The 26,477-nt window shown below is 59.0% G+C and carries 22 protein-coding genes and 1 tRNA gene; 16 read left to right on the top strand and 7 right to left on the bottom strand.

Annotation, left to right across the window (positions count from 1 at the left end; translation table 11 throughout):
* Positions 1-3 precede the first annotated feature (3 nt).
* The 3 genes from J8C06_RS07415 to J8C06_RS07405 are packed head-to-tail and all read left to right on the top strand — an operon-like array spanning position 4 to position 1,461.
* A complete protein-coding gene (locus J8C06_RS07415) occupies positions 4-756 on the top strand; it encodes a 16S rRNA (uracil(1498)-N(3))-methyltransferase (RefSeq protein ID WP_211428082.1) in 753 nt (250 codons plus the stop codon).
* A complete protein-coding gene (locus J8C06_RS07410) occupies positions 746-1,006 on the top strand; it encodes a MoaD/ThiS family protein (RefSeq protein ID WP_211428081.1) in 261 nt (86 codons plus the stop codon). The genes J8C06_RS07415 and J8C06_RS07410 overlap by 11 nt, the downstream gene beginning before the upstream one ends.
* Positions 1,007-1,011: 5 nt before the next feature.
* Positions 1,012-1,461, top strand: coding sequence for a molybdenum cofactor biosynthesis protein MoaE (locus tag J8C06_RS07405; protein WP_211428080.1), 450 nt, complete (start codon positions 1,012-1,014; stop codon positions 1,459-1,461).
* Between the two features lie 51 nt (positions 1,462-1,512).
* Here the strand turns inward: J8C06_RS07405 and J8C06_RS07400 are convergent, their stop codons facing one another.
* Both J8C06_RS07400 and J8C06_RS07395 read right to left on the bottom strand, forming a co-directional pair.
* Entirely contained in the window at positions 1,513-2,118 is a 606-nt protein-coding gene (locus tag J8C06_RS07400) for a hypothetical protein (RefSeq protein WP_211428079.1), read from the bottom strand.
* Entirely contained in the window at positions 2,115-2,789 is a 675-nt protein-coding gene (locus tag J8C06_RS07395; protein WP_211428078.1) for a sigma-70 family RNA polymerase sigma factor, read from the bottom strand. The genes J8C06_RS07400 and J8C06_RS07395 overlap by 4 nt, the downstream gene beginning before the upstream one ends.
* Positions 2,790-3,112: 323 nt before the next feature.
* On the opposite strand from J8C06_RS07395, the gene J8C06_RS07390 reads away from it, so the two are divergent.
* Both J8C06_RS07390 and J8C06_RS07385 read left to right on the top strand, forming a co-directional pair.
* Positions 3,113-3,799 (top strand): hypothetical protein, encoded by a 687-nt coding sequence (locus tag J8C06_RS07390; RefSeq protein WP_211428077.1) that lies wholly within the window; start codon positions 3,113-3,115, stop codon positions 3,797-3,799.
* Between the two features lie 154 nt (positions 3,800-3,953).
* Positions 3,954-6,365 carry a VIT and vWA domain-containing protein gene (locus J8C06_RS07385; protein WP_211428076.1) on the top strand — a complete coding sequence of 804 codons (2,412 nt, stop codon included), beginning with the start codon at positions 3,954-3,956 and terminating at the stop codon, positions 6,363-6,365.
* A 92-nt stretch (positions 6,366-6,457) separates the two neighbouring features.
* On the opposite strand, the gene J8C06_RS07380 is transcribed toward J8C06_RS07385, so the two are convergent.
* Entirely contained in the window at positions 6,458-7,216 is a 759-nt protein-coding gene (locus J8C06_RS07380) for a glucose 1-dehydrogenase (RefSeq protein WP_211428075.1), read from the bottom strand.
* 185 nt (positions 7,217-7,401) lie between these two features.
* On the opposite strand from J8C06_RS07380, the gene J8C06_RS07375 reads away from it, so the two are divergent.
* The 7 genes from J8C06_RS07375 (at position 7,402) to J8C06_RS07345 (ending at position 15,555) form a co-directional block, all read left to right on the top strand.
* The gene (locus tag J8C06_RS07375) at positions 7,402-7,743 is read left to right on the top strand and encodes a hypothetical protein (RefSeq protein ID WP_211428074.1); all 342 of its coding nucleotides are present in this window, start codon (positions 7,402-7,404) and stop codon (positions 7,741-7,743) included.
* Between the two features lie 248 nt (positions 7,744-7,991).
* Positions 7,992-8,894, top strand: coding sequence for a S1/P1 nuclease (locus J8C06_RS07370; protein ID WP_211428073.1), 903 nt, complete (start codon positions 7,992-7,994; stop codon positions 8,892-8,894).
* Positions 8,891-9,745 (top strand): 16S rRNA (adenine(1518)-N(6)/adenine(1519)-N(6))-dimethyltransferase RsmA, encoded by an 855-nt coding sequence (rsmA, locus tag J8C06_RS07365; protein WP_211428072.1) that lies wholly within the window; start codon positions 8,891-8,893, stop codon positions 9,743-9,745. Before J8C06_RS07370 ends, rsmA begins: the two co-directional genes overlap by 4 nt.
* Positions 9,746-9,786: 41 nt before the next feature.
* Positions 9,787-9,862 (top strand) — tRNA-Ala (locus tag J8C06_RS07360).
* Positions 9,863-10,078: 216 nt separating this feature from the next.
* Positions 10,079-11,527 (top strand): menaquinone biosynthesis decarboxylase, encoded by a 1,449-nt coding sequence (locus J8C06_RS07355; RefSeq protein ID WP_211428071.1) that lies wholly within the window; start codon positions 10,079-10,081, stop codon positions 11,525-11,527.
* Positions 11,503-13,725 carry a M1 family metallopeptidase gene (locus J8C06_RS07350; RefSeq protein WP_211428070.1) on the top strand — a complete coding sequence of 741 codons (2,223 nt, stop codon included), beginning with the start codon at positions 11,503-11,505 and terminating at the stop codon, positions 13,723-13,725. Before J8C06_RS07355 ends, J8C06_RS07350 begins: the two co-directional genes overlap by 25 nt.
* Positions 13,726-13,740: 15 nt before the next feature.
* Positions 13,741-15,555 (top strand): cytochrome c3 family protein, encoded by a 1,815-nt coding sequence (locus tag J8C06_RS07345; protein ID WP_211428069.1) that lies wholly within the window; start codon positions 13,741-13,743, stop codon positions 15,553-15,555.
* Between the two features lie 45 nt (positions 15,556-15,600).
* Here the strand turns inward: J8C06_RS07345 and J8C06_RS07340 are convergent, their stop codons facing one another.
* The 4 genes from J8C06_RS07340 to J8C06_RS07325 all read right to left on the bottom strand — a co-directional run bounded on the left by J8C06_RS07340 (position 15,601) and on the right by J8C06_RS07325 (position 20,193).
* Entirely contained in the window at positions 15,601-15,867 is a 267-nt protein-coding gene (locus tag J8C06_RS07340; RefSeq protein ID WP_211428068.1) for a hypothetical protein, read from the bottom strand.
* Positions 15,868-15,888: 21 nt separating this feature from the next.
* Complete coding sequence (locus J8C06_RS07335; RefSeq protein WP_211428067.1) at positions 15,889-18,966, bottom strand: tetratricopeptide repeat protein; 3,078 nt, start codon at positions 18,964-18,966, stop codon at positions 15,889-15,891.
* Between the two features lie 152 nt (positions 18,967-19,118).
* Positions 19,119-19,763 carry a ribonuclease HII gene (locus J8C06_RS07330; RefSeq protein ID WP_211428066.1) on the bottom strand — a complete coding sequence of 215 codons (645 nt, stop codon included), beginning with the start codon at positions 19,761-19,763 and terminating at the stop codon, positions 19,119-19,121.
* Between the two features lie 34 nt (positions 19,764-19,797).
* The gene (locus J8C06_RS07325; RefSeq protein WP_211428065.1) at positions 19,798-20,193 is read right to left on the bottom strand and encodes a hypothetical protein; all 396 of its coding nucleotides are present in this window, start codon (positions 20,191-20,193) and stop codon (positions 19,798-19,800) included.
* 467 nt (positions 20,194-20,660) lie between these two features.
* Here J8C06_RS07325 and J8C06_RS07320 point away from each other — a divergent pair, with 467 nt between their 5' ends.
* From J8C06_RS07320 to J8C06_RS07305, 4 genes are all read left to right on the top strand, one after another.
* Positions 20,661-21,545: a chlorophyllide a reductase iron protein subunit X gene (locus J8C06_RS07320; RefSeq protein WP_211428064.1), complete on the top strand. Its 885-nt coding sequence runs from the start codon at positions 20,661-20,663 to the stop codon at positions 21,543-21,545.
* A 301-nt stretch (positions 21,546-21,846) separates the two neighbouring features.
* Positions 21,847-24,609 carry a DNA polymerase III subunit alpha gene (gene dnaE / locus J8C06_RS07315; protein WP_211428063.1) on the top strand — a complete coding sequence of 921 codons (2,763 nt, stop codon included), beginning with the start codon at positions 21,847-21,849 and terminating at the stop codon, positions 24,607-24,609.
* A gap of 17 nt (positions 24,610-24,626) precedes the next feature.
* Positions 24,627-25,991 (top strand): sigma-54-dependent transcriptional regulator, encoded by a 1,365-nt coding sequence (locus J8C06_RS07310; RefSeq protein WP_211428062.1) that lies wholly within the window; start codon positions 24,627-24,629, stop codon positions 25,989-25,991.
* Between the two features lie 6 nt (positions 25,992-25,997).
* Positions 25,998-26,477, top strand: a complete 480-nt coding sequence (locus J8C06_RS07305; protein WP_211428061.1) for an ATP synthase subunit I — start codon at positions 25,998-26,000, stop codon at positions 26,475-26,477.

The raw sequence follows: 26,477 nt of genomic DNA, 5'->3' as shown, positions 1-26,477 counted from the left end.
GTTATGCCAGGACATCGTTTCTACGCGCCGTTAGAAAACTTTACAGCCGAGTCGGTGTGCTTGCCGGATGACGAAGCCCACCATGCCCGCCAGGTTCTGCGCGTCCAGGTGGGTGAGACGGTGAGCGTGTTTGACGGCTGTGGACGGGTGTTCCAAGCGACCGTGGCTGAAGTGTCAAAGCGCAGGGTCCGCCTGACGCTGGGGCCGGCGCTGCCGGTGACGGGCGAATCACCACTGGCGCTGACCTTGGGCGTCGCGTTGCTCAAGTCCGACAAGTTCGAGTGGGTCATCCAGAAGGCCGTCGAACTTGGGGTGACGTGTATCATCCCACTCACGACACGCCATGTTGAACCAAGTGTGCTGCGCGGCGCATCAGAGCGGCTTGAGCGGTGGAGGCGCATTGGCCGCGAGGCGACAAAGCAGTGCGGTCGCAGTCACCTGACAGCCATTGCATCACCCCATGGGTTGGCGGATGTACTGACGATGCCAGGCGTCAAGTTTTTTTTCACGGAACGGCAAGGCGTGGATTGGTCAATGGCCGTCAACCGAGTTGGCCCCTGCCCAGCAGCAGTTGTTGCCCTGGTTGGCCCAGAGGGTGGTTGGAGCGAATCCGAGCAGGCGTTGGCCGAGGCTCACAACGCGGTTTGTCTGAAGTTAGGTCCGCGCATCCTTCGTGCCGAAACGGCAGCCATCCTCGCCGTCGGCTTGCTTCAAAGCGCATTTGGTGATTTTGTCGTCAACCATCATGACACCTGAACCGATCACGCTCAACGTCTTGGTGTTTGGTCAGTGCCGTGCGCTCGTGGGAGCGTCGGTCGCCCCAGTGCAGGTGGTCGTCCCAACGACGGCGGCCGAGGTGATGGCAGCCGTTTGCCGGCAGTATCCGCAGCTTGCGCCGTTGCGCGGCAGTTTACTGGTGGCCGTGAACGAGGAATACGCTTCAGCCGAGACGCCGGTCAAGCCGGGCGACGACGTGGCCGTGTTTCCACCCATTGCCGGAGGCTGACCAGTATGGAAGTTTTGTCCACCGGCGACATCATCGGATTGATCCATGTGCCGATTGACACGCCGACAATTGTTCGTCAGTTGCTACGTGGTTGCGTTGGCGCGGTGGCGACCTTCGAGGGCGTTGTCCGTAACAACTGGCAGGGGCGTCAGACGCGCTTTCTTGACTATGAAGCCTACGAACCGATGGCGCTCAAAATGCTCCGCCGTGTCGCCGAAGAAGCGCGTGTTGCCTATCCTGACATTGACCGCCTGGCACTGGTGCATCGCCTCGGCCGCCTCATGATTTCCGAAACAAGCGTGTTGGTGGTGGTGACGGCGGCGCACCGGGCCGTTGCGTTTGACGCCTGTCGGTTTGGGATCGATCAAATCAAAATGACAGTTCCGATTTGGAAGCACGAACACTTTGAAGATGGCGACGTGTGGGTGGAGGGGGTCCGCCCCACGCCACTCTGAACCTGAAGGACGTGCCACTGCCAGCTTGGCCGCAGCGTGAACGAACAGGCCTCAGCCCCGGATGGCGACTTGCTCCAGATAGAAGGCAATTCGGGCCGCCACCGGCTGCCCATTGGCCTGTGTTGCCGGATGGAACGTCATGCGCTGGAGCGCATGATCCACGGCGGCTACCAGTGAGGCGTCCGCGTAAGGTTCGACGACATCTACGCACCGCGCTTCACCAGATGGTGAAATCTCGGCAATCACCAGCATGCCTTCGGGGCGTGTGGCCAGTCCGGCCGGCAGTGTGTCAAATCCGTTGCCACTGGTGAGATGGGGCAGCGTCGCGGTTGTGGTGAGTCCCCCAACAAAGCGATGCGGCTGGGGGTGCGGAACGTACACGATGGCATAGTCCGGTGTGGCCATCAGGCGCTGGAGTGGTGTCCACACAGTGACGGACAAGCTGCCGAACAACAAGGTCGCCACCGCCAACCCCAGCCCATAGCCAACAAGTTTGGGATGTCTGGTGATGCGCTGCCGCCAGGTTGGCCGCTGCTTGCCACGTGCGGCTTCCAAGTCGAGAGCGGTTACAATCTGGCGATGGAGGTGCGCTGGCGGCACAACTTCCGGCAAGGTGGCAAGCGCATCGCAAATCACCGTCGGTCTGTCATCCATCATGACCGAGACTCCTTTCGGGGCGGAAGGTTGAGCGCGGCGCGGAGCATCTCCCGTCCGCGCGCAATGCGCGATTTGACCGTCCCCATGGAAAGTTCCAGTGCCGATGCAATGTCTTCATAACTCATGCCGCGAATATCACGCATGACCACGGCAACCCGAAAATCAAACTTGAGCGTGGCAAGTGCGGCCAGAACCTGAGCCTGACGCTCGCGCCAGAGGGCTTGTTGCTCCGGGGTCGCGTCCGGTGCGGCGAGTGTTTCCGAGAGTGACAACTGCCCGTCTTCCGGTTCGGCATCGAGCGAAACGGTTGATGCTTGCCGTCGGCAGCGCCACCACCGGCGGTGATTGGCAGCGCGATTGACGGCAATCCGGTAGAGCCAAGTGCGGATGTCACAGTCACCGCGAAATGTCTGGGCGCCACGGTAGGCGCTCAAGAATGTTTCTTGCAGAACATCGGCGGCATCCTCTGGGTCGCCAAGCACGCGCAACAGCAAGTTGTAGATGGGCTTCTGGTGGGCTGTGACCAGAGTTTCAAAAGCCGCGTGGCTGCCGGCTCGAATGCCATCCAGTAGCTCAACTTCGGCGATGGAAAGCGGCTGCGCGGTTTCAGGGGCCGCAATGCCGGTTGTGTCCAGCGCGAATCGTAAATGGAGTTCAGAAGCCGGCAGCATGAGGTAACTCCAGATGAAATGAACCCAACGGGCCAACCCAAGGCGCAGTCGGTATAACCCACTGACACTCACTTGCCCAAAAGGTTCCCAAAGGTTTCGTTGGGCGGTTTCTTGCCGGGGTGTCGGTTTCGACCTCGGCTGTTTCACGGGCCGACGGTCAGAACCTTGTCAATGCCATGTCAAGGTTTTTTTCAACTACCTTCAACATCTTGAAAATAAATCAGTTAGGGTTGTTTTACCAAGTCTGGGCAAAATCTGGCACACGGTTTGCACGCCTGGGTAGTGCGACCATCCTTTCCTGATGCTGCCGAGGTTTTGCTACCGTGACCAAGTTCTTTCGCCGTTCATTACTGCTGCTGGTGCTGGTTCTCTTATCGGTTTTGGGTGGAGAAGCCATTGCTCAGACGAGCGTGGAAAACCCACTGCCGGTCAGCATTGTCAAAAAGGTGACACGGAAGAAAGCTACTCGAAAGGTTGCGCGGCGGCGAGTTGCGCGGAAGTCCGTACGTCGGGCTGCGCCCGTGAAGCCATCGGCAAAGCAAGCCGCGCGGGTGAAGCCAACCGTCAAGCCGTATTCGGCAAGCGTCGCTCCGTTGAGCACACCGGCAACATCGGACGTTGTGTTGACGGCCGACTCGACCCCGTTGACGACGACAGTCGATCAGGTTCGTTACACACTGGCCGGTTATATGGCTGCCGAAGATGGTTCACCGGTGCGCGTCTGGCACAGCCGGGAGTACACGGTACGGTCTCCCTATGCCTACCTGGGGCGCATGAAATTTGGTGACACCTGGCAGCATGTTTGGATGGAAACCTCTGGGACGCTGCTGGCCAGTGCCGTCACGAATACCCATACCGAGACGTTACCGGAAATTGCCCAGATGATGGAGCGTTTTCCAGACGGCGGGCAGGGGGTGGTGGTGGCTGGCTGGGATGACTTCGCGCCGCCGGTCGAACCATCCGTTGAAGTCGTCGAGTTTGGTGACATGCAGCCCGGTGTCACTCGGTAATGCGACTGTAACATCTATCAACTGCAAAGCTGTCCAGCCCGCTACGCTCGCTGCCTCACTGCCCAAATTTGGAGTTGGCAAGTTGCCTGCCGGTCAGTATAAGCTACCTCTGCAGTGGTAAGAACTTCCCTCTACTGACCGTAAACAAACAAATATGTCTCGGCAGCTCCGTCGTCCGTTGTTGGCCTGGTCGCTGGGCTGGGTTGTGTCGGCCGTCTGGCTGGCGGTAGGTGGGTTGGCCTATCCGGCCGCCGCGCAATCCGGTGTCGTGTTGCCGGGCGATGAGTCAGCGCCCGATCCGACGCGCATTGCGCTCGAGGACATGCGGGTGGACATCCGCATCGATCAACAGTTTGCGCGGGTGCGTGTCGTCCAGATTTATGCCAATCGAACCAACCAGCCGCTTGAAGGGAAATATATTTTTCGCCTGCCGACCAGCGGCGCCATTGCCGATTTTGCGGTTTGGGACGGGGACGTGCGCATTCCAGGCGTGATGCTTGAGTTGCCACGCGCTCAGGAAATTTACGGTGAACTCAAACGCCAGGCAATTGATCCAGGGCTGGTCACGCAAGAAGATGAAGCCGGCGGCACCACGGCCTTCACCGTCCGTCTGGTTCCGATTCCGGCCTTTGGAACGAAGCGCGTCGAGCTGGAATATGTCGAAGCGGTTCCGGTCGCCGGGCTGCGGTCGTTTTTCTCGCTGCCGCTCAAGCCATCGCAGTATGGCGTGCAGTCGGTCGGCAACCTGCGCATCCGGGTGGATGTGACCAGTGGTTTTCCGCTGGTGGCATTCAAGCAACGCGACACGGCCTACCCATGCCAAGTGACGCCAATGGGTATCAACCGCGTCCTGGCTGAGTATCAAGGCGCAGGCGTCGCCCTGACCCAGGATTTTGCCTTTGATTACGGACTGGATGTGTCGCGCACGAGTGTGAGCCTGATTGCCTACCGCTCGCCGGAGCCGCTCCTGGCGTATGATTTGCGCGATCCCAATCGAACAAAACCAGACGAAGACGGTTATTTTGAAGTGTCGGCGTTGCTCAACGAGCGCGGACTGCCGGTCAGCGATGCCGCCCCGCCACCCGCGCCGCCGCGGTCGGTGGTCTTGTTGCTTGACACCTCGCTTTCGATGAACTTCGAGAAACTTGACCGCGCTTACGAAGCCTGTGGGGTGTTTTTGAAGTCGCTCCGCCCGGAAGACCGTTTCAATCTGGCGCTGTTCAATGATGATGTGCAGGTATGGGCTGAGTCGCCACGACCGGGGACGCCTAGCGAGACGGCACAGGCGTTGGACTTCATCCGGCGCGGCTACCTGAGCGGTGGGACGGATCTTGCCAAGGCGCTCCAGCGCGGACTGGCGCTGGCCAAGGCGCTGCCGGGTGACGAGCGCGCGCTGGTCATCGTCACAGACGGCAATCCAACCTTGACAACGACGCGCGCCGGCAAGCTCGTCCGTGACTTTGCCGAAGCCAATGCCCAGGGTGGCCCACCGGTTCGGGTTTTCGCCTTTGGCGTTGGCGCGGATGCGAACCGCGATGTTCTTGGTGAGTTGGCGCGGGTAAGCCGTGGCGTGAGCGAGTTTGGGCGTGAAACCGACGACCTGACCTTCCGCCTGGATGCCTTTTTTGCCAAGGTCGGGCAGCGCCCGGTCGAAGGCATCAAGCTGCGCCTGAGCGATCCTGACAATGCTTACGCGGTGTATCCAAATGAAGACGCAACCGGCTATGACGGTTCGCGGGTGAGTTTTGTGGGGCGCTACCGCCGGCCGGTGTCACAGGTCGAGTGCTCGATCAGCGGCGCACGTGCCGGGCAACCAGTGGCCGCCACGGCGACCGGCACGCTGCCAGCGCAGGATACCACCCACGCCCACTTGCCCCGCCTGTGGGCCCAGGAACGCATTTCCGCGCTGCTTCGCCGAATGACGCTCGACGGTGAGGACGATGCGCTGATTGCCGAAGTCATCGCGCTGTCAAAGAAATACAACATTGTGACGCCCTACACGGCTTTTTTGGCGGCGCCCCGTGCGCTGCTCCGTCCGCGGGTGATCAAGCCCGGCGATCCGGTGTTGCGCGTGCGGGCCGACGCTTCAATCCGGTCGGTGGTGGCCGTCTTTCCCTTCGGACTCACCAAGCCGTTGACGTACCTGGCGGCCGATGACGTGTGGGAGACGCGCTTCCTTGCACCCAAGACCATGCAGGATGGTCGTTATCGTTGCCGTCTCATCCTGACGGATGCCAGCGGCAATGTCTTTCAAGAGGAAAAAGGTTTTACGATTGACAGCCGTCCACCGCAGTTGGGGGTGACGACCAGTCCGATTACCGCGCGGGCTGGCGGCGAAATTGAAGTTCGCGTGGCGGCTGATGCCGATACGCGGCGGATTACGGCGCGGCTGGCCGGTGGACTCCCCATCTTGGTCAAGTGGGACCCGCAGCGCAAAACGAACGTCGGCGTGCTGCGCCTTCCACCAGGCTTGCCGGCTGGGCGCTATGTACTGCTTGTCACCGCCGAGGACTTTGCCCACAACGTCGCAAGTCGGGAAGTGCCGCTGGACGTTCTTGCTAACTAGGCGCATCTCAAGCCACTTGCGCAGAGCCGTGGGCAGTTGGGGAGTGTGACAGGCGTCAGGAACTTCTCTGTAAGCTGAGTTGACGCCATCCGTCACTGGGCGAACGCGCCCCCATCTACCGTAAGGGCGGTCCCGTTGACAAACGAAGCCCCATCCGAAGCCAGCCACAGGACGGCACTCGCCACCTCTTCAGGTCGTCCGGCGCGCCGCATCGGATGGGCATTGAGGTACTTCTCAACCAGTTGTGGCGGGATATGTGATGCCGCCGTCATTGGGGTTTCAATGATGGATGGACAAACGGCGTTCACCCGAATGTTGGACTTGGCATATTCCAGCGCCGCAGTCTTGGTCAGTCCGAGCACCGCATGCTTGCTGGCAGCGTAGGGGGCGAATCCTGAGAACCCAACCAACCCGGCGAGCGATGCCACGTTGACAATGCTCCCGCCACCCTGTTTGAGCATTTGGTGGATTTCATACTTCATACACAGAAACAGACCGCGCAGGTTGACGCTCAAGACCTGATCAAACATGGCGTTGTCTGTATCGTGCAGGGGCGCCGGTGTGCCAAGCACACCGGCATTATTGACGGCGACATCCAGCCTTCCGAAGGCATGCGCCGCCGTTTTGACCAAGTCCGCGATGGCGTTGGCATCGGTTATGTCCACAACCACTGAAATGCCTTGCCCGCCACTGGCTTCAATCTGGGAAACGGTTTCGGCTGCCCCTTCAGCGTTTTGGTCAGCGACGACAGTTTTGGCCCCGGCGGCAGCAAAAGCCAGCGCAATTGCGCGCCCGATACCCGATGCCCCGCCTGTAACGAGAACCGCCGTGTTTTGAAATGTCTGCGTCATGGATGGCCCTCAAAATATCCATCTAGGCTAGATTTTATGTGATTTGGCAATAATTTGGTGGATTACGTGAACCTTTTCATAGGTTCAAGCGTCTCTGAATGTTGGTTGCGTCGTTACGCAGGTTGAGCGCTAACCAAGCGCGGATGTGGTGCTTTGCAGGTTTTCGATAAAAGGAGGAATCCGCCATGCAAGTCAAGTCCCTGACGCCAACGTTCCCTCATGTGCCGGAATTTACCTGGCCAAAAGCGGCCCTACAACGTGCTATCGAGTATTTTGAAAAGACCTATCATCGTGTTTTTGGGTGCTGGCATTTGGATATGAGCCGGCCGTTCACGATTGATCAACAAACCTATCGGATGTGCCTTGCCTGTGGTGCGCATCGCGCCTTCGACACCAATCAATGGAAAATGGTGGGACCCTATTACGTGAACCGTCGCCCCCTGGAGACAGGGCATCGTCGAGAGTCTGTCGTTGTCAAGTCTCCGGCTGCGGCGACATCAAACCGTGGATTGCGGCGGGTTGCTTAGGCGCACAGCCCTTGGGTGGGCTTCAACGCTCATCTCATTTCCGTCAGGCCCCAGTTGATTTCGGTCACTGGGGCTTTGGTGTGTTTGGACCAACCGCAGAGCTAGGTTATCATCGGACTTGCCTTGTCCGCTCCGGTCGAGGCAGTTTCTACAACTGAGCGCAAAACACGATGTTTTCTCGCCGAAGCCAACGTTGGTGGCTGTGGATTGGTCTCTGTTTGTTCGGGTGGGGGTGGAGTGCGACATCAGTGCTGGCCTGGAACCAAGCCGGACACGCTACTGTCGCTGCCATTGCTTACGCTCACCTGACGCCACGGGCGCGGGCGCGCGTAGATGCCATCCTCAAGCAACATCCCGAATATGCCGAGTGGACGCGCGATGTGTCACCAGCGCAAGCCTCACTGGCTGCTTTCCTGAGTGCTTCCTACTGGGTGGACGACATCAAGTTTGACCGGCGGCAAGGCTTTTCCGACCGCGAGCCGCCGCCCAGTGTCCATCTGGCGTATCCTGACATGCGGGTTCACGGCACCTGGCACTATCTCAATCGGCCGCTGGCGGCTCCAGGGGTCAGCATTCCACTCGACTTTCAAATTGTGGCGGCCGATGGTGGAGCACTGGGGAAAATCGTTGAAATTGAGGATATTCTGCGCCACAGCTCACCGGATAGTCCCCGGCAGTCCTACTACTTAGCCTGGCTCATTCACCTCGTCGGGGATGTTCACCAACCACTTCATACCGTAGCCCGTTGCTCAAAAAACAATCCCCAAGGCGACCAAGGCGGCAATCTGTTCATTGTCCGGCCGACGGCCGATACACCACTGGACGGACCACGCAAGCCAAACCTCCACGCCTTCTGGGACAATGCTGCCCTGGATGAATTGTCGCTTCCGGCCGTTCAGGCGCTGGCGCGTGAGTTGGCGCGGTCTCGTCCCGCGCGGCGGCACAGTCTTGCCCCGCCAACGACCTGGATTGATGAAAGCGCCCAACTGGCCAAGGATGTCGTTTACCAAGCCGGAGATGACGATACCCCAGAGCCGCCGGTGCTTTCCGAGTCCTACAAGATGAAAGCCAAGGCTGTGGCCCGCGAGCGGGTGCGCTTGGCCGGGTTTCGTCTGGCCGCCATGCTCAACCGGCTTTATGACCGCCCATGAGCGACTTGCCCCCGCCGCGCAAGCGATTTGGTCAGCACTTCCTCCGTGACGCCAACCTGCTGCGCCGGATTGTCGCCGCGGCAGACATCACGCGCCACGATCTCGTCCTGGAAATCGGGCCCGGTCGCGGGGCCCTGACGGAACTGCTTTTAGAGAAAGCCGCGGCCGTGGTTGCCTTTGAGCTTGACCGCGATTTGGCGAAGTGGTTGGAAGAGCGCTTCGCAGATGCGCGCTGGCGACTGTACACCGGCGATGTTTTGGACGCCGATCTGACAAGCTGCCTGGCCGAAACACGGGCGCTGTTCGGGTTGCCGGCCGCGCCGGTCAAGGTCGTAGCGAATTTGCCCTACAACGTTTCGACACCCATTGTGGAAAAACTGTTAGCCAGCCAATCGGCCCTAACTGACATCGTGGTGATGCTCCAGCGCGAAGTCGGCTGGCGGTTGGCGGCTGCGCCTGGCACAAGGGAATACGGTTACTTTTCCGTCATTGTGCAAGCGCACTGCGACGTCGAACGGTTGTTTGATGTGCCGCCTGGCGCGTTTCACCCACCACCAAAGGTTATGTCATCCGTGGTCCGACTGAAGCCGCGGGTTCCGTCCCTGCTTCCGCCGGACTTGGAAGCCATGTTCCGGCGGGTCGTAAGCCTCGCCTTTGAGCAGCGCCGCAAAATGCTTGGCGGAAGCTTGCTTCGACTTGGTTTGGAGCGGTCGCGCCTGTTGGCGGCACTCGCCGAGGCCGCGATTGCGCCGGAGTGCCGGCCGGAAGCACTCTCGGTTGAAGCGTTTATCCGCTTGGCGCGCGCGCTGGCCTGCCACGGGGGACTTGACGAGAAGGGAAGGCTTGAATAGCCTAACGAGTGCGAGTCGTGGTAGATTCGATTCGCGCCTGTGGGGGTATAGCTCAGCTGGGAGAGCGCTGCAATGGCATTGCAGAGGTCAGCGGTTCGATCCCGCTTACCTCCACCAAGTTTCTGAAGCGGACAGGTCGTGAGCCTGTCCGCTTGCTTTTTTGGGCCGTGGGTTGATGTGCCTGGTGGTTCAGGTCGCGTGGCAACCCGCTCGACCACGTCCAAAATTATTTCCGATTGCAACCTAACATGCAGTAGTTTGCGTCTTTAGCCGTCGTGGCGGCGAGTGGGACGCCGACGGACGGCTGCATTTTCTCGGTGTTCTTGTTCAACCATGCCTTACGAAGACCTACGAGCGTTTATCCGCGATCTGGAACAAGCCGGCGAACTCAAGCGCATCAAAACTCCGGTATCCTGCCACCTCGAAATCACCGAAATCACCGACCGCGTATCAAAGTCGGGCGGGCCGGCGCTGTTGTTTGAGCGGGTTGAAGAATCACCAATTCCGGTGATCATCAATGCCTTGGGAAGTCGCCGCCGCATGCTCATGGCCCTGGGGGTCAAGCAGTATGCGGAAATTGCCGGTCGGCTGAACGAGATTCTTGATTTCAAGTCCCCCCAGGGAATGTTGGAAAAGGTCAAGTTGCTGCCCAAGTTTGCCGAGCTGGGAGCCGTCTTTCCAAAGCGCGTCAAACAGGGACCATGTCAGGAAATCATCTTGCGGGAAGGGGAATTTGACCTGCGCCGCCTTCCGATTTTGCAGTGCTGGCCGGAAGATGGCGGCCGCTTCATTACCTTTCCGCTGGTGTTTACCAATCATCCGGCGACCGGACGGCGCAACGTCGGGATGTATCGCATGCAGCTCTATGACGCTTGCACGACCGGCATGCACTGGCAGATTCATAAGCATGGAGCCGCGCACTGGCGCATGGCGTTGGAGCGGGGCGACCGCCTGCCGGTGTCCGTGGCCATCGGTGGCGACCCGGTGCTGACCTTCGCTGCGATTTTTCCCCTCCCGGATGATGTGGATGAAATGATGCTGGCCGGCTTTTTGCGCGGCAAGCCCGTTCCGATGGTCAAGTGCGTCACAAACGATCTGGAAGTTCCGGCAACGGCCGAGATTGTGCTCGAAGGGTACGTTGATCCCCAGGAACTGCGCACCGAAGGGCCATTTGGCGACCACACCGGCTTTTACACTGAAGCCGACAACTACCCAGTCTTTCATGTGACCTGTGTGACGCACCGCCGCAACCCGATTTACCAAACCACCATCGTGGGCCGCCCCCCAATGGAAGACTGCTGGATGGGGGAAGCGGTTGGTGAAATTGCCAAACCGGTGCTTCGCCGCCAGTTTCCTGAAATTGTGGATATGCACCTTCCATTTGAAGGTGTGTTTCACAACCTGGCGATTGTTTCCATCAAGAAGGCTTATCCGGGCCATGCCCGCAAAATCATGAACGCTTTGTGGGGCACCGGGCAGTTGATGTTCACCAAAGTTGTCGTGGTGGTGGACGACGACGTACCGGTACATGATGCGAGCTATGTGGCGTGGTACGTCCTCAACAACATTGATCCAGAACGTGACATCCAGTTTACGCTTGGACCGATTGATGCGCTCGACCACGCGGCCCGCTTGCCGGCCTATGGCTCAAAGATGGGGATTGATGCCACCCGCAAGTGGCCCAGTGAGGGCTTTACTCGCCCCTGGCCCAGGGAGAATCGCATGACGACCGAGATTCAGCGTAAGGTGGATGAAAAATGGCGTACACTTTTCGGCAAGTAACCCAGCTTGGTGTCTTCCTGGTGTTGCTGACTGTCTTGGGAAGTTTGACCACAGTTTGGGGCGTGCCGGCTGACGACCCGCTCGACATTCTGGATTACCGAATCGACGCCGAAATCATTCCGGCAACCCAAACCTTCGTGGCGCGCGCCAAGGTGACAATGGATGCGCGCCGACCAATGCAGTCGGTGGTGTTCGAGTTCAACGGCTCTCTCGAAGTCAAGCGCGTGCTGGATGAGAACCGCCAGCCGCTTCAGTTCACGCAAGATCGCTTACGGGACCTCGATCTGCGGATTGCTCTGCCGCAGGCAACGACGCCGGGAGTGCCGTTTGCCGTGACTGTGGAATACGCCGGGCAGTTGCTTTCGGCGGAAGGCGGTGTCTTGGCCAACAAGCGGTTAGCCTATGTCGGACAAGATGGAACGGCCTATCTGCTCTACGGCGCGCGATGGTTTCCCTTCCACGGTTATGCGTCTGATACGGCAACCTTCACGCTCAACCTGACCGTTCCAGATGGTTTGACGGTGGTGGGCTATGGGTTTCAGTCAAAGCAGCCGATAACCGGCCCGGGTGTGCCATCCCTTGAGCCGGAGCGTCGCGCCCCGCCGCCACCGGAGGTCACGCCGCGTCCTACGCCGCCCCCGCGTCCGCGTCCACGGCGGCCGGGAACAATGTCTTGGCAGGCGCGTGCCTTCCCATCTTTTTCAAGCACGGCTTCTCCGGCCGCGGCAGCTTCCTTGCCGCAGGCAGCTTCCTTGCCGCAGGCGGCCGCGGCTCTGCCAAGTGGCACGGGTACGCGCACGCGCTGGTCGTTTGCTTCGGTTCGGCGCGTGCTGTTTGGCAACCTTGCCATCGGTCGGTACCAAGTGCAGACGTGGCAGCAAGGCGATGCCCAAGTGTCGGTCTATACGCGCCCGGGCAACGAAGCTCTGGCGGCGGCGTATGCGGAGGTGGTTGCCCAGGCGCTTGATCGCTATGAACAACATTTCGGTCGCTACGCCTTTGGCCCTAAGCTTGACCTTGCCGAAATAGATGACGAAAGCCTTGATGCCACGACGACAGCCGGCGTGACACTCCTGGCGGGGCGAGTCTTTCGCTCCCGCGACCTGCCACGTGAACTGCTGTGTCGTGAAACCGCCTTTCAGTGGTGGGGGCAAGGGGTAGTTCTGAAGTCCTTTGATGATGCTTGGCTGTCACAGGGGCTGGCGACCTACGCCTATCTGCTGGTTGAGGAAACTCGGCGGAACGAAGGCGAATTTCGTGAGTTGGTGCGGGACTTTCTGGAGCGGGCGCTGGCCTTCGAGTCACAGTCGTCGCTCCGCCGCACCCCAGCCGAACTCGATGATCAGTCCTCTGCCTATCGCTCGATCATGTTTTACAAGGGCGCGTTTGTCTTTCGGATGCTGCGGGGTTTTCTTGGCGAGGAAGTATTTTTCCGGCTTTTGCAGACTTGTTATAACCAATACCTCGAACAACCAATCAGCTTGGCCGACTTTGAGAACCTGGCCAGCCAAACCGCAGGGCAAGACCTGCGCTGGTTTTTTGCCCTGTGGGTAGATTCGACGGGTGTGCCGGAGTTTGTCCCGGACTACAAGATTCTGCGCGTTTCGAGCGGTGGTTATCGGGTGCGGGGGACGCTTGAACAAAACCTGGAAGGTTTCCGCATGCCAGTGGATGTGACGCTCGAAGCCAAAGGTGGAAGCGAACGCGCGACGCTCCAGTTCAATGGACGGGAAGCCAGCTTTAGCCTCAGCGCCACTTCCGAGCCGCGCGAGCTGCTCATTGACCCCGATGCCAAAATCTTACGCACGTCAGATGAGCTGCGCGTGGCGGTGGTCGTGCGGCGCGGCATCCAGCACGTTGAGGATGGCGAGTTCGCTGAAGCTCAACAACAGTTTGAAGCCGCCATTCGCGTCAATCGTCGCAGTAGCTGGGCATGGTATAATCTCGGACTGCTGTACCTAAGCCAGCGAAACTACGAAAAAGCGCGTGATGCCTTTGATGAGGCGCTGGATGGCGATCTGCGCCCACGCTGGGTTGAAGCTTGGGCCGCGCTCAAAAAAGGCAATGCCTATGATGCGCTGGGACAGCGTGACCGGGCTGTGGCGGAATACAAGAAAGTCATTGACTTGGGTGATAGCGCGGAAGCCAGCGAGCAAGCCCGGCGGTATCTCGAACGGCCATATCGCCCTGAGCCGTAGACGGCCTGAATCGCCATGTTCTCGAAGTCAACCACGCTGAAGTTGAGTATCGTCCTTGGGTGTGGCGTCGCAGCCGCGCTCGCCTGGTTCGTTTGGCGGCAGCAAGTCGCTGCCATGCGCGCCTACGCTCCAGATTTGTCCCAGGTGGACTATGTCGGGTCGGAAAGCTGCCGCGCCTGTCATCAGGAGGAGTCTGAACACTGGTCGCAGTCGCATCATCACAAGATGACGCAAGTGGCTACGCCGGCGTCAGTGGTAGGGGACTTCAACGATGCGACGTACACCTACAACGGCGTGACTTCACGCATGTTTCGGCGTGGTGATGAATTTTTCATGGAAACGCTTGACCCAAGTGGTCGCCTGGCGGTAGCGAAGATTGTCCGTACCGTCGGTTCGCGCCGTTTCCAGCAGTATGTGACCCAGGTTGGCACGACGTTTTACCGTCTGCCCATCGCCTGGAACATCGAGAAAAAGTACTGGTTCAACCTGCAAGGCCTGTTTCTTCATCCAGACTTGCCAGACTTCGGCCGCCACACGAGTGTGTGGAACAACAACTGCATTTTCTGCCACAACGTCAAGGGCAACCCCGGCCTGGATTTGAAGACCGGGCAGTTCACGGGAACCAAAGTCGAGGAACTGGGGATTGGGTGCGAGGCCTGCCATGGACCCGGAAAGCTACACATCGAAAAGAATCAGGCGCTGGGCTGGACCTGGCTGCGGCGCGTAGCGCGAGCAGACGACCCCACCATTGTCAATCAGGCCAAGGCTGAGAAACGCGCCAATACGCAAGTTTGTGGCCATTGCCATGGGCAGCGGCTTCCGGTGGAGCTAGATAACATTCGGCAAATCATGGCCAAGGGCGACCCTTATACGCCTGGCGAAGACTTGGCGAAGTATTATCGCCCCCTCGACATCACGGCCAAGGTCGGCGACTACAGTTTCGCGCCGCGCTTTTACCCAGACGGGACGCCACGGCTGACCGCGTATGAATACCAGGGGCTGCTGATGAGCAAGTGTCATACCGAAGGAAATATGACCTGCATAAGCTGCCATGACGTGCACAAAGGCCGTCAGCAGTCACTGATGCACGACGAGATGCGCGGCAACAAGTCCTGCACGCAGTGCCATGCGGCAATTGCCGCCAACCTGGAAGCTCACACCCACCATCCAGCCGATAGCAGCGGTAGCGCCTGTTACGAGTGTCACCGGCCACGCATTTCCTTCGGACTACTGACGGCGAAGCGGACGCACCGCATTCTCAACCCTGAGCCAGACAAGAGCCTTTCAACCGAGATGCCGAATGGGTGCAACATGTGCCATCCCGGTGAAAGCGCCGAGTGGGCGGCGCGTTACATGACGCAGTGGTATGGGCCGCGGTATGCCCTTTCCAAGACAAATGCCGCGCGACCCGAAGCGCGGCGCTCAGAAATGGTTCGCGCGCTCTTTAGCAAGGACCCTTCTGCCCGAATCACCGCCGCCTGGGCACTGGGGACGAGCGGAGCCGATGGCCGCGCGCGTGACCGCAAGTGGGCCATTCCCTTCCTGATCGAAGCCTTGCGCGATACGTACCCCGCCGTGCGGTACTTCGCCTATGACGCACTGCGAAGCGTCTCCGGCGAAGACTTTGGATTTTTCTACCTTGCCGACGAGCGCGACCGGGAAGCCGTCATTGGGCGCTATGCGGCCTGGTGGCGGGCGGTGCCAAAACCTGCCGATTGGCTACGGCCGGCAAGCGTTCCACTCGATGCTAACTGGCAAGTTCCTCCGGCGCAAATGGCCGCTTTCCGGGCCGAGCTGGCCAAAAGTGCTGCGATTGATATCGGCGAGTGATGAGGGATAAAGGAGAGTGACCGACGGCTTAGGTCGGCTGCGTTCTTATGCCTCTGCCCGGCTGCCGGCCAGGTTAAGCCCGCTGACTTCGAGGAGTCCAAGCGCAATGTTGGCCAAGCCGATGCCAGTTACCGCCCCGCGAACATAGCCGCTTTGAACAATGGCGGTGAAGTTGGTGCTGGGAAAGCGCGCCGTGAGCCAAAACAGGAAATAGTTACTTTCCCAGTAGCTCGTCCAAGGAATAATGGCGAGCAGTAGCCCGACTTCAAGGCAAAGCAACATGAAGAGCAGCGCCGTAAGCTTGACGGACATGTGGGGTAATCACCTGAAGAATTATTGCTTTACCCGTTGACGCAGTTCAGCGAGTTTTTCGGCGACTTCGCGGTAGTTGATGTCCACGGCATAAACCATTTCAAAGACTTCCAGCGCTAGGTCGTAGCGTCCTAAGCTTTCATAAGCCAAGCCAAGGTCATAGCGCATGGCCTGGTATTCATCTTCGGTACGACCTGGGGCCTCTACGCCACGCTTGAACCAAACGGTGGCCAGTTGCGGCTCGTTTTTGGCCATGAAGCACAGCCCCAACATGTTGCAAACCTGGAAGTAGTGTGGATTCGGCGCATGTGGGTCAGTGCCGCGGAAAGCCGTCTGAAACTCTTCGATGGCTTCATCGAAGAGGTCCATATCCTTATAGGCAAGACCAAGGTTGTAGTGAGTTTCAAAGTCCGGCGTGGCCTCGGCGTCAACTTCCACGCTTTGCTTGAATTCATCGAAGACATCCTGGAGTCCCGATTCGCCAAGGAGTAGTGAGCCGGATGGAGTTGAATCTGTAATGGGCGCTGGCTTGGATGTCAGGTTTGTCACCGCCGGGGCATCAAAGTGACCCAAGTCGAGTTCTTCCAAAGCTTTTTCAAGCTCACTCACCAGTCCGTTCATGAGTGATCCCATGGACTCCGGTTGGGATACCGGAACGTCAGCCGGAGCACCAGTGGGGATCGCTAGGCTGGTAAGGGATGGCTCGGATGGTGGCGGCGGAGCCTGAACCTTGGCTAGAAGTGACAAAATTTCGGGGTGATTGGGAAACTCAACACTGAGTTTGGCTAAATTGTCCCGGGCAAGGTCGAGGAAGCCCTGCTCGATATAGAACGCTACCCCATCCAGTTGCTCGCGTAGCTTGGCTTCCGCTATGACATTGAGTGAATCACTGGATTGTCCTTTGCTTATGTCAAAGACATGCTCTTCAACGGCAAAGTTGGGTAACTGTTCGGGCGGCAATGGGGTCGGAAAGTGCGCCGGTCCACCGTAAATAACTTCAGGCTGAACCATGAAACCGTTGTCACGTGTGTAGCCGAAATCGCTCTCAAGCGCCGGTGGTGGCGCCGGTGGTGGCGCCGGTGGTGGCGTTGGTGGTGGCGTTGGTGGCCGAACCGCGCCACTAATGTCAATTTCGACTTCGTCGCTTGTGTAGGTTGTCGGTGCGCTGGACTGCCCCGATATACCCATGGAAGGTGACAAATCAAAACCTACCGTAGCCGGTGGGTTCAGTTGTTGGGCTTCGGCCGTGAAGTGCTGACTTTGGGCATAATCGCCCCGCTGCGCATAAATGTCGGCTAGTGCCAAGGCTTGTTGACTGGCTTCGGCCTTTTGTTCTGCGTCCGTGTAGAGTCTCTTGAGCAGAAGCCGAACTTCGATGCTCTGCGGCGCTTTCGTCAACACCTCTTCGAGCAGCTCAATGGCTTTGTCGGACATGCCGAGATTGGCGAACCGTTCGGCATCGGCCTTTAGGCGGAGCACTTCGTCGGATAATGCCTCTTGGGGCGGCAGGGGCGGATAACTTGGCGGTGGCGTGAGGTCGGTAAAACCGCCACTCTGGAAGCCGTTGAAGCTGCCACCAAAGCTGGAGTCAAAGCTTTGAGTCGGAGCAGTAAAGCCCCCAGACGCAGCCGCGTTCGTGCCCACAAAGTCAAACCCAGGCGTCCCAAAGGGGCCGACGCTTGGGTTTGGCTGCAAGGCGGCAAATCCTGAACCCGATGTGTAGCCGAAGCCGGTGCCCTCGGATGGTGCAGTCGGGAAACCTGGTGTGCCGGTGGGGGCGGTGGGTATATCAACGAATTCAACCCGTTGACCAACCCCACCGGTGTAAACAGGCTGATTGATGACCCGCTCTCGTTCGGCAATCGTTGGCGCAACAACCGTGGTGAAGCCCCAGTTGCGCAGCTTTTCTAGGTGCGCCGGTTCATTGGGTTCAAGTTCGATGAGTTGCTTGAGGGCGTTTTCGGCGATGCCGCGCACGTCCTGCAGCATGGCTTCATCAGCCGGGGTTTGGGGCGGGGTTAGCTCACCCACCTGCCGCAGGGCGACATCAGCCAAGTGGTTGAGCGCCATCAAAAGCTCATTGTTTTCACCAAGGCGCTTGTAAATCTGAACTAGGCACTGCCGCGCATGGATGTGGTGGGGCTGCTGTTCAACGACCAAGTCGAGCAACTCCAGCCCACGGGTTTCCTGGCGACGACTGATCATCGGCTCGATGCACTTTTCAATCAGGTCAACCGCGCGGTCGTATGATCCGTGCTCGATGAACTTTTGTGCTAGCGTCAGGAGGTACTCAAAACGAGTTTTGTCAACCTCGATGAGCTTGAGTAAGGCAACCTCGGCTTGATTGAGCAAGTCTGCCTGAAGGTAAATTCGCCCGCTCAAAATGAGCAGGTCAACGTCATCTGGGCGCCGGCGGGCGACGTCGTCCAGAAGTGCCACCGCGCGCGCCGGATCGCCTTGTTTGATATAGATCGTTGCCAGTGAATTGAGCGCCGGCGTACTCAGGGGATTGAGTTCTAGTACCCGCTGAAAGACCTGCTGGGCTTCAGGAAGATTGGACTTGCGGATGAGTTGAGCGCCAGCTGCAATGTAAGCCTCGATGGCTTGCTCAAGCATCCCTTCCCGTTGGTAGTTTTCAGCTAGCCGCAAGCGCGCTGGGACATTCTCTGGATCAAGGTCTGCAACGCGCTGGAGTAACTCAAGCGCCTGCCGGCTCCGTCCGTTTTTGGTGTAATAGTCGGCAAGTTCCAGGTACTGCTTACGCGCTTCCACCATGAGGTTCTGGCGGATGTAAAGCTCGGCCAGCTTGAGCGCGACATCGGCATTGCCTGGGGCAAGCTTGTAGATTTTCTTGTAAACCGCAATGGCGCGTGGGGTATGTCCATCCCGGAGCGTCGCTTCCGCCAACTTCACGAACGTCATGATCGCATCGTCGTTTCGTCCATCCCGGACGTACAAATCGCCAAGAATGTTGAGCAAGTTGGTGTCGCCTGGATTCGACATGACCAAGGTTTCATATTCCTTGATCGCCGGTTTGATCTTGCCTTGCTGAACAAGCTTCTCGGCTTTTCGTAAGTCGTTGGCTTTGGTGTAGGACATGGCGTTGCTCCCGTCGCGGTAAACGCCGCCGAAAGATTTTGCGACGACGGAGGCTCAAGGATGATAGGTGGGCGAAAATATCACAAGAGTCCTGGACTGTCAAATGCTAGAATAGGCTTGCCGCTTTCGCAAAGTTCAGTTAAATCAATAAGTTAGCCTTTTGTCTCAAGCAGTGGAAAACTGGATTGAGGGATGACTCCGCGAAATGTCATCCGGTGAATCGGCAGTGGACCATGGGACGCTAGTACTTGCCGATGGTAAGCTGTTCCATAGCCTTTATGACGTGCGAATCCATACGGTGGATATTGGGCATCCAGGGCCGTCATCAGGCGGTCACGATAGACTTTGGCGATGATTGAAGCCGCGGCAATGGAAAGTGAACGCGCGTCTCCGTGCACAATGGCGCGCTGTGGAATGGCAATGTCCGGTAGGTCAACGGCATCAAGTAAAAGAAATCTGGGCTGGCGGGGGAGACACTGAAGCGCCTGTCGCATGGCTTGGCGAGTCGCCTCAAGGATATTGATTTGGTCAATGACTTCCGCGCTCACCACGCCGATGCCAATCCCGGCGGCGACGGCCTCCAATTGGACATAAAGCCGCTCGCGGTGAGCTGGAGTGAGTTGCTTGGAGTCGTTGAGTCCGTTAGGCAGGGCGTCTGGTCTAAGGATGACGGCTGCGGCGACGACAGGTCCTGCCCATGCGCCCCGTCCAGCTTCATCCAGACCGGCCACATCGTGGACGCCTTGCGCCCAGAGCGGCGCTTCAAACTCATCTGTGGGGTGTGCGCGGCTTGGCATAGCGTGATTTGTCCCGTGCCCTTGTCTGTCTGGCTCAGTCTGTCCGGTGCTGCCAACAGTAGCCGGTCGTACCGTTGACCCACCGCTGGCACGGCGTCCCTTTTTTCGTTTTCGCTCCACAGCGATGCCGCTCCCGTGAGATTGTCGCGGCTGGCATTTCAGTCGGTCCGGCAGTCATGAGCGCTTGGCTGGTTGTCAGTGGAGGTAAGGGAGGCGGTGGGTGGACTGCCTGCCAAACGGTGTTGCCGACGCCAGCCGCTAGCCCGAGGATCAGTCCGAGTCCGAAGGTCTTCCACTGCGGCCCATCCAGGCGGTAGCCACACGCCGGGCAGCGACGGCCGAGAAGGGCCGCGCGTCCGTGCGACTGCCAGGTGTCAGGTACTGGTGGAATAGCTTCGCCACAAGCTGGGCAAAAGTTAGCATGCGGCACCGAAACGCGCCTCCCGATTTCGACCGATGCGCATTGTGTTGCGCGCGCGTAATGTACTGTCGTTTTGAAGGACTTCGCAACGCCGAGGTGTCCTTGCCATCGGTCTTCGCGTCAGTGGTGATTGCTTGAGTGATTGCTTGAGTGATTGCTTGGTGTGGCTTGAGGGCAAGGTTTACCGAAACCTCCGCTTCGACCCTCTCGATGGGCGATGGCGTGGAAGGCGTTTCTGGGTGGTTCGTTGCCCCCGATGCTCCCGCCATCTGCTGGGCGGGCGGTCAACCCTGACGTTTCAGACGTGCTCTCACGCAACCTCTCCTGGGTAAACGGCAAAAACCTTTTGCCCAATCGCAGGCTGGATGTAGGTTGATGGTAGGCGTCCGGTGGACGCTGCTTCCTGCGTTGTAACGTCTCGACACGTTCTTCCCCACGGCGCCGAAGAGCCAAATCTTCCCTAGGGAGGATGCCTCATGTCAGCACGTCGCGTTGTTGCCATTTATGGTAAGGGCGGAAGTGGAAAGTCTTTCATTACCTCAAATCTCAGTTATTACTTGGCTGGCAAGTCGCACCGCGTTCTCCAGATCGGGTGTGATCCGAAGCACGACTCTACCGCGTTGCTCTTTGGTGGCAAGTCACTGCCCACGCTGCTTGAAGCCTGGGCATTGCGCCAAGAAGCCAAAGCGGCAAGTCTCGTGCCCCCCATTAGTGAAGTTGTGTTCAAACGCCATGGCGTCTTTGCCATGGAACTCGGCGGGCCTGAAGTCGGACGCGGTTGCGGCGGACGCGGCATCACGTTGAGCTTTGATTTGCTGTCGCAAATGGGTTTTGAGGATTGGGAGTTTGACTACGTCATTTACGACTTTCTTGGGGATGTCGTCTGTGGCGGCTTTGGAACGCCCATTGCCAAGTCCATGGTGCGGGACATCATCCTGATTGGCGGCAATGATCACCAGGCGCTCTATGTCGTCAACAACTTGTGCGGCGCGGTTCGCTACTTTGCCGAACAGGGCGGGGCAACGCGCGTTTTGGGAATGGTGGTCAACCGTGACGACGGCTCTGGTTGGGGTGAGCGGTACGCGCGCGAGGCTGGGATTGACATCATTACCAGCATTCCGTTGTCAGACGAAATCCGCAACCGGAGTATGGCCTTCCAGTTGATTTCAGATGACCCGAAACACCGGGGTTACTTTGAAGACATTGAATGGGCCATCCTCCATGGCACGCCCAAGCTCCCTAAAGCCGTGGATTTCGAGGCTTTCTCCAGTGACATCATGCGAACGCGCAGCCTAGGCGGACTTGACCCAGCCCTGGAGGAAGACCTCATCCCGTCGCAGTTGGCGTGCATGGTGATTTAGTGCGCGCTTTGGAACGCTGGCACTGAACAAGGCGACGCGAACCTGACCCGGCAATCGCCAGCCGGCGCGGGGCAAGCGCAAACGTGTGACGCGGCTGTAAGCTTGCGCCACACGTTTGCGCTTTTGCGCTCAAGCTTCTAGTCACTCGGCAACCGATTTGCGCCAGTAGGTAAGAATAGGTACGCTCCGGTCGTCGTCAGTGATCCCAATCGGGCTATGGCATTCGATTGCGGCACTGGCTCGGGTTTCTTTTTTTGTTTGCCGCTTGGTTTACTCTACCTCACGGTTGCGCTTCACGCTTATGGCAACAAAAGACTTCGTCCACTTGCATCTGCATTCTGATTACAGCTTGCTCGATGGCGCCATTCAGCACGGCGCATTAGCCGAACAGGCCCAGCGCCTGGGATTCAGCGCCATGGCTGTCACCGACCACGGCAACATGTTTGGCGCGATGGGCTTTGCCAACGCCATGAAAAAGGTTGGCGTCAAGCCAATTATCGGCATGGAGGCTTATGTGGCGCGTGGCTCCCGCCATGACCGTGGGAAGCTTGACACCGAAGGCGAGCGCGGAACCAATCACCTGATTCTGTTGGCCACCGACGAAACGGGCTATAAAAACCTCGTCAAGTTGGCGTCGCTGGGCTACACCGAGGGGTACTACTACAAGCCGCGGATTGACAAGGAAGTGCTTCACGCCCACCGGGAAGGTTTGGTGGCGCTGTCGGCTTGCATGTCGGGCGTGCCGGCCTCGCTCATTTTACGCGACAAGCCGGATCGGGCGGCCTGCGAGGTTGGCGAATACAATGAAATCTTTGGGCGCGGGCGCTACTTCCTTGAGCTTCAGTTGCACCGTGGCGTTGAGGAGGCGCAAACCAAGGTCAATCGCGCGCTCACCGAAATTGCCGAGCGGCTCGATGTGCCGTTGGTCGTGACCAACGACGCCCATTTCCTAACAGAAGCCGACCACGAAGCGCACCGCGCGCTCCTGTGCCTCCAGACCGGCAAGCCACTGCGCGAGGCAAGCTTTCACTACTCGCCGGACCACTACGTCAAGAGCCAGGAAGAAATGTGGGCGCTGTGGGGGAACGAAAACCCGGAGGCGCTGCGCAACACGCTGCGGATTGCCGAAATGTGCACCTTTGAGTTTGGCAAGTCGCCAAACTACTTGCCGGTGTTTCCGGTTCCCGAAGGCTTCACACTGACGAGTTATTTCGAGCATGTCACGCGCTGCGGCCTCGATGAACGCCTGCGCCAAAATGCTTCGGCCGAGCCGGAGAAATATCAAGCGCGACTCGACTACGAAATCGGCATCATCGAGCGCATGGGCTATGAAGGCTACTTCCTCATTGTCTGGGACTTCATCCGCCATGCGCGTGAGCGCGGCATCCCGGTTGGGCCGGGGCGGGGCAGCGCGGCCGGTTCACTGGTAGCCTACGCGCTCCACATTACCGATGTGGACCCGATTGCCCACGATTTGCTTTTCGAGCGCTTTTTGAATCCTGAGCGCGTCTCGATGCCGGACATTGATGTGGACTTCTGCATGCGTGGGCGTAGCACGGTCATTGAGTACGTCAGTCAGTTTTATGGACGCGAGAACGTCTCACAGATTGCGACGTTTGGAACCATGGCCTCGCGCGCGGTCATCAAGGATGTGGGGCGCGTGCTGGAAATGCCCTACCCGGAGGTTGAGAAGATTGCCAAGCTCATTCCGCCGCCGCAGCGTGGGCGCAACGTCTCGATTGCTGACGCGCTCAAAATGGTGCCCGAACTCAAAGAAGCTTATGACAGGAAACCCGAAGTCAAACGTCTGATTGACCTGGCCCAGCGGTTGGAAGGTGGGGCGCGGCATTCGTCCATCCATGCTGCTGGCGTGGTGATTTCGCCCCGGCCGGTTCACGAACTTGTGCCGGTTTTCAAGACCAAGACCCGCGACCGTGAACGTGGGGAAGTCGAAGTCACCGCGACGCAGTACAACATGAATGACCTCGAAAAGGCCGGCATGCTCAAGATGGATTTTCTTGGGCTGACGACGCTGACCATCATCGAGGACTGCCTCGCCAGCATCGAGAAGGAAACCGGCACGCGCCCCGACTTGACGACCATTCCCGTGGATGACCCAGCGGCGCTAAAAATGTTTGCCGACGGCAAGACAAACGCGGTCTTTCAGTTTGAGGGCGATGGGATTAGTGAAATTGCGCGCCGCCTCAAGCCCAGCGGCTTGGATGACATTGTAGCGCTCAATGCCCTTTACCGGCCCGGCCCGCTTGATTCAGGCATGGTGGACGACTACATCGAGCGACGCCATGGACGGCGGCGCGTGACGTACGATTTCAAAGAGCTGAAAGGCGTCTTGGAAACGACCTATGGCGTGCCGGTGTTTCAGGAGCAAATCATGGCGATTTTCCAGCAGTTGGCGGGCTATTCGCTGGGCGAAGCCGACTTGGTCCGCCGCGCCATGGGAAAGAAAAAGCGTGAGGAACTCGATGCCCACAAAGCCAAGTTCATAGCGCAGGCTGTTGAGCGCGGGCACGACCGGGCCAAGCTCGAAAAGCTCTGGCAACAGCTCGAAGGTTTTGCCGACTATGCCTTCAACAAGTGCGTCACCGGCGATGCCACCCTGGTGGATGCGGCGACGGGCGAAGCCGTGACAGTCGGGGAACTGGTCACCCGCTTAGAGAGCGCATCCAGGGTCGCCGGCCAGGACGTGGAAGCGCCCCAGTCCGCGGCTCATCAGGCGCCACTTCAGACCTATAGCTGGGACGGTCAGGCCGTGGTCTTGAACGAACTGGTGGACGCCTTCCCGACGGGCGAAAAAGACGTGGTTGAAGTTGAGCTGGAGGATGGGCGAACCCTGCGCTGCACGCTCGACCATAAGTTCTACACCCGCGATGCCGATGGGCAGGCGGTGTTTCTGCCGTTGCGGGACATTCTCGCGCGCGGTCTGGCGCTCTATGCTTGGGACGAGCCGGCAAGTGTTCGGCCAGACCGTGTCCAGCCAGAAGCAGTAGCTGCGCGGACGTTGCCGTTGCCCGGCGCACGCGCGGCCGGTTCGCCTGGACATTGAACCTCGCAAAGTGAACGATGACGCCGACGAAGCGAAGCATTCTCATCGTAGATGACGAACAAAATCAGCGCGACATCTTGGACATGATCCTGTCGGCAGAAGGCTACCGGACGGCGACCGCGCCCAGCGCCGAAGCCGCCCTGCGGATGACCAAAGCCGAGCGGTTCGATCTGGTGCTGACCGACCTCAAAATGGGAGGGCAAAGCGGGTTGGATTTGCTCCGCGCGCTCACACAAGCCGACGCTTCCCAACTGGTGATCCTGATGACGGCGCATGGTTCGATTGAATCCGTCAAGGAGGCCTTGCGTCTGGGGGCTGTGGATTATCTGGAAAAACCACTCGACCGTGAGCGTTTGCTGGCAGTGCTGACGCAAGCCCTGTCCCGCCTGGACGCGCTCGATGATGACCTAGTCGGTGCGAGCGAGCCAATGCAGAAGCTGAAAAAGATGATCCTCAAGGTGGCGGTCTCGGATGAAACCGTGCTCGTGCGGGGTGAAAGCGGGACGGGCAAGGAACTCGTCGCGCGGGCGCTTCATCGGCACAGTCCGCGTGCCGCGGCCGTCTTTCACGTCGTCAACTGCGCGGCCATCAACGAAAACCTGCTTGAATCCGAACTCTTCGGCCACGAGAAAGGCGCGTTCACCGGCGCGGTTGCCGAAAAGAAGGGGCTGTTTGAAGTCGCCGACCGGGGAACACTCTTTCTTGACGAAATCGGTGAACTCAACGTGGCGCTCCAGGCCAAACTCTTGCGCGCTCTCCAGGAAGGTGAAGTGCAGCGCGTCGGTTCGACCAAAGTCATCAAGGTGGATGTCCGGGTCGTGGCAGCGACGAATCGTCCATTGGAAGCCATGGTGGCAGCCAAGACCTTTCGTGAAGACCTCTACTACCGACTCAACGTAATTCCAATCCACTTGCCACCGTTGCGCGACCGGCGGGATGACATCCCGCTATTGGTCGAGTGTTTTCTGGCGCGACAGTCACGCGGCCCAAATCACTACACGATAACCCCGGCGGCGCTCCAAGTTTTGCAAGCCTATGACTGGCCAGGCAACGTCCGCCAGCTCGAATCAGCCCTCAAGCGGGCCGCTTTGTTATGCGAGGGGGATATGCTCGGCCTGGAAGACCTGCCGGTTGAAATCCGCCAGGCGGCCGGACTGCCGGAGGCTGAAGCCGCCCCGTCTTTTCAATTCCGGCTGCCACCAGAAGGCATCTCGTTTGAGGAAGTCGAGCGCTCACTCATCATTCAGGCCATGGAAAAAACCGACTGGAACATCACCCGCGCCGCCAAGCTCCTGGGGTTGACGTTCCGCACACTTCAGTACCGACTGGAAAAGTTTGGGTTGCGCCGCTCAGGCGACGCGCCAGTTTCTGAGCCTGAGTAGTCCGCCATGGCGCTTTCCCTGGAACCAACCCCGGAATCCACGCCGGAGCCAGCCCTGCTCGACACATCGCCGGTCAGTCCGCTGGCGACCGAGCGGCGCGTTCGCTGGTTGACGTGCGTCATCGCCGCCGGCCTGGCGCTGGCGGCCGGAATGTGGTGGCGATGGGGCGTCGGCGTCGGCGTGGCGCTGGGTGGGGCACTGGCCTACCTCAACTTTCTTTGGATGCAAGCTAGCTTGCGCTCCATCGTCGCGGCGACGACCTCCATCGGAGGCAAACCGTCGCGCTGGCAGATGGGTAAGTTTTTTCTGCGCTGGATCGTAATTGGCGTGGTCATCTGGCTGTCCATCCAGGTTGCATTCGTCCCGCCAGTTGCCATAGTATGCGGCCTTTTCGCATTGCCGTTGGCCGTCATCGCTGAAGCCCTGGTGCAGGTGAGATATGGGCTGGACCGCGCCGGTCACGTAACTTTGGAACATGAACAATGA

Origin of the sequence: Chloracidobacterium validum (assembly GCF_018304825.1) — a bacterium.
Taxonomy (GTDB): domain Bacteria; phylum Acidobacteriota; class Blastocatellia; order Chloracidobacteriales; family Chloracidobacteriaceae; genus Chloracidobacterium; species Chloracidobacterium validum.
This window is presented reverse-complemented; position numbering and strand designations above follow the sequence as displayed.

Bases quoted from the DNA above. Each gene is read 5' to 3' on its own strand.
- J8C06_RS07310 (WP_211428062.1), top strand. From the start codon at position 24,627: ATGACGCCGACGAAGCGAAGCATTCTCATCGTAGATGACGAACAAAAT.
- J8C06_RS07375 (WP_211428074.1), top strand. From the start codon at position 7,402: ATGCAAGTCAAGTCCCTGACGCCAACGTTCCCTCATGTGCCGGAATTT.
- J8C06_RS07395 (WP_211428078.1), bottom strand. From the start codon at position 2,789: ATGCTGCCGGCTTCTGAACTCCATTTACGATTCGCGCTGGACACAACC.
- J8C06_RS07415 (WP_211428082.1), top strand. From the start codon at position 4: ATGCCAGGACATCGTTTCTACGCGCCGTTAGAAAACTTTACAGCCGAG.
- J8C06_RS07335 (WP_211428067.1), bottom strand. From the start codon at position 18,966: ATGTCCTACACCAAAGCCAACGACTTACGAAAAGCCGAGAAGCTTGTT.
- J8C06_RS07345 (WP_211428069.1), top strand. From the start codon at position 13,741: ATGTTCTCGAAGTCAACCACGCTGAAGTTGAGTATCGTCCTTGGGTGT.
- J8C06_RS07400 (WP_211428079.1), bottom strand. From the start codon at position 2,118: ATGATGGATGACAGACCGACGGTGATTTGCGATGCGCTTGCCACCTTG.
- J8C06_RS07380 (WP_211428075.1), bottom strand. From the start codon at position 7,216: ATGACGCAGACATTTCAAAACACGGCGGTTCTCGTTACAGGCGGGGCA.
- J8C06_RS07410 (WP_211428081.1), top strand. From the start codon at position 746: ATGACACCTGAACCGATCACGCTCAACGTCTTGGTGTTTGGTCAGTGC.
- J8C06_RS07350 (WP_211428070.1), top strand. From the start codon at position 11,503: ATGGCGTACACTTTTCGGCAAGTAACCCAGCTTGGTGTCTTCCTGGTG.
- J8C06_RS07320 (WP_211428064.1), top strand. From the start codon at position 20,661: ATGTCAGCACGTCGCGTTGTTGCCATTTATGGTAAGGGCGGAAGTGGA.
- J8C06_RS07355 (WP_211428071.1), top strand. From the start codon at position 10,079: ATGCCTTACGAAGACCTACGAGCGTTTATCCGCGATCTGGAACAAGCC.
- J8C06_RS07330 (WP_211428066.1), bottom strand. From the start codon at position 19,763: ATGCCAAGCCGCGCACACCCCACAGATGAGTTTGAAGCGCCGCTCTGG.
- rsmA (WP_211428072.1), top strand. From the start codon at position 8,891: ATGAGCGACTTGCCCCCGCCGCGCAAGCGATTTGGTCAGCACTTCCTC.
- J8C06_RS07340 (WP_211428068.1), bottom strand. From the start codon at position 15,867: ATGTCCGTCAAGCTTACGGCGCTGCTCTTCATGTTGCTTTGCCTTGAA.
- J8C06_RS07305 (WP_211428061.1), top strand. From the start codon at position 25,998: ATGGCGCTTTCCCTGGAACCAACCCCGGAATCCACGCCGGAGCCAGCC.
- J8C06_RS07385 (WP_211428076.1), top strand. From the start codon at position 3,954: ATGTCTCGGCAGCTCCGTCGTCCGTTGTTGGCCTGGTCGCTGGGCTGG.
- dnaE (WP_211428063.1), top strand. From the start codon at position 21,847: ATGGCAACAAAAGACTTCGTCCACTTGCATCTGCATTCTGATTACAGC.
- J8C06_RS07405 (WP_211428080.1), top strand. From the start codon at position 1,012: ATGGAAGTTTTGTCCACCGGCGACATCATCGGATTGATCCATGTGCCG.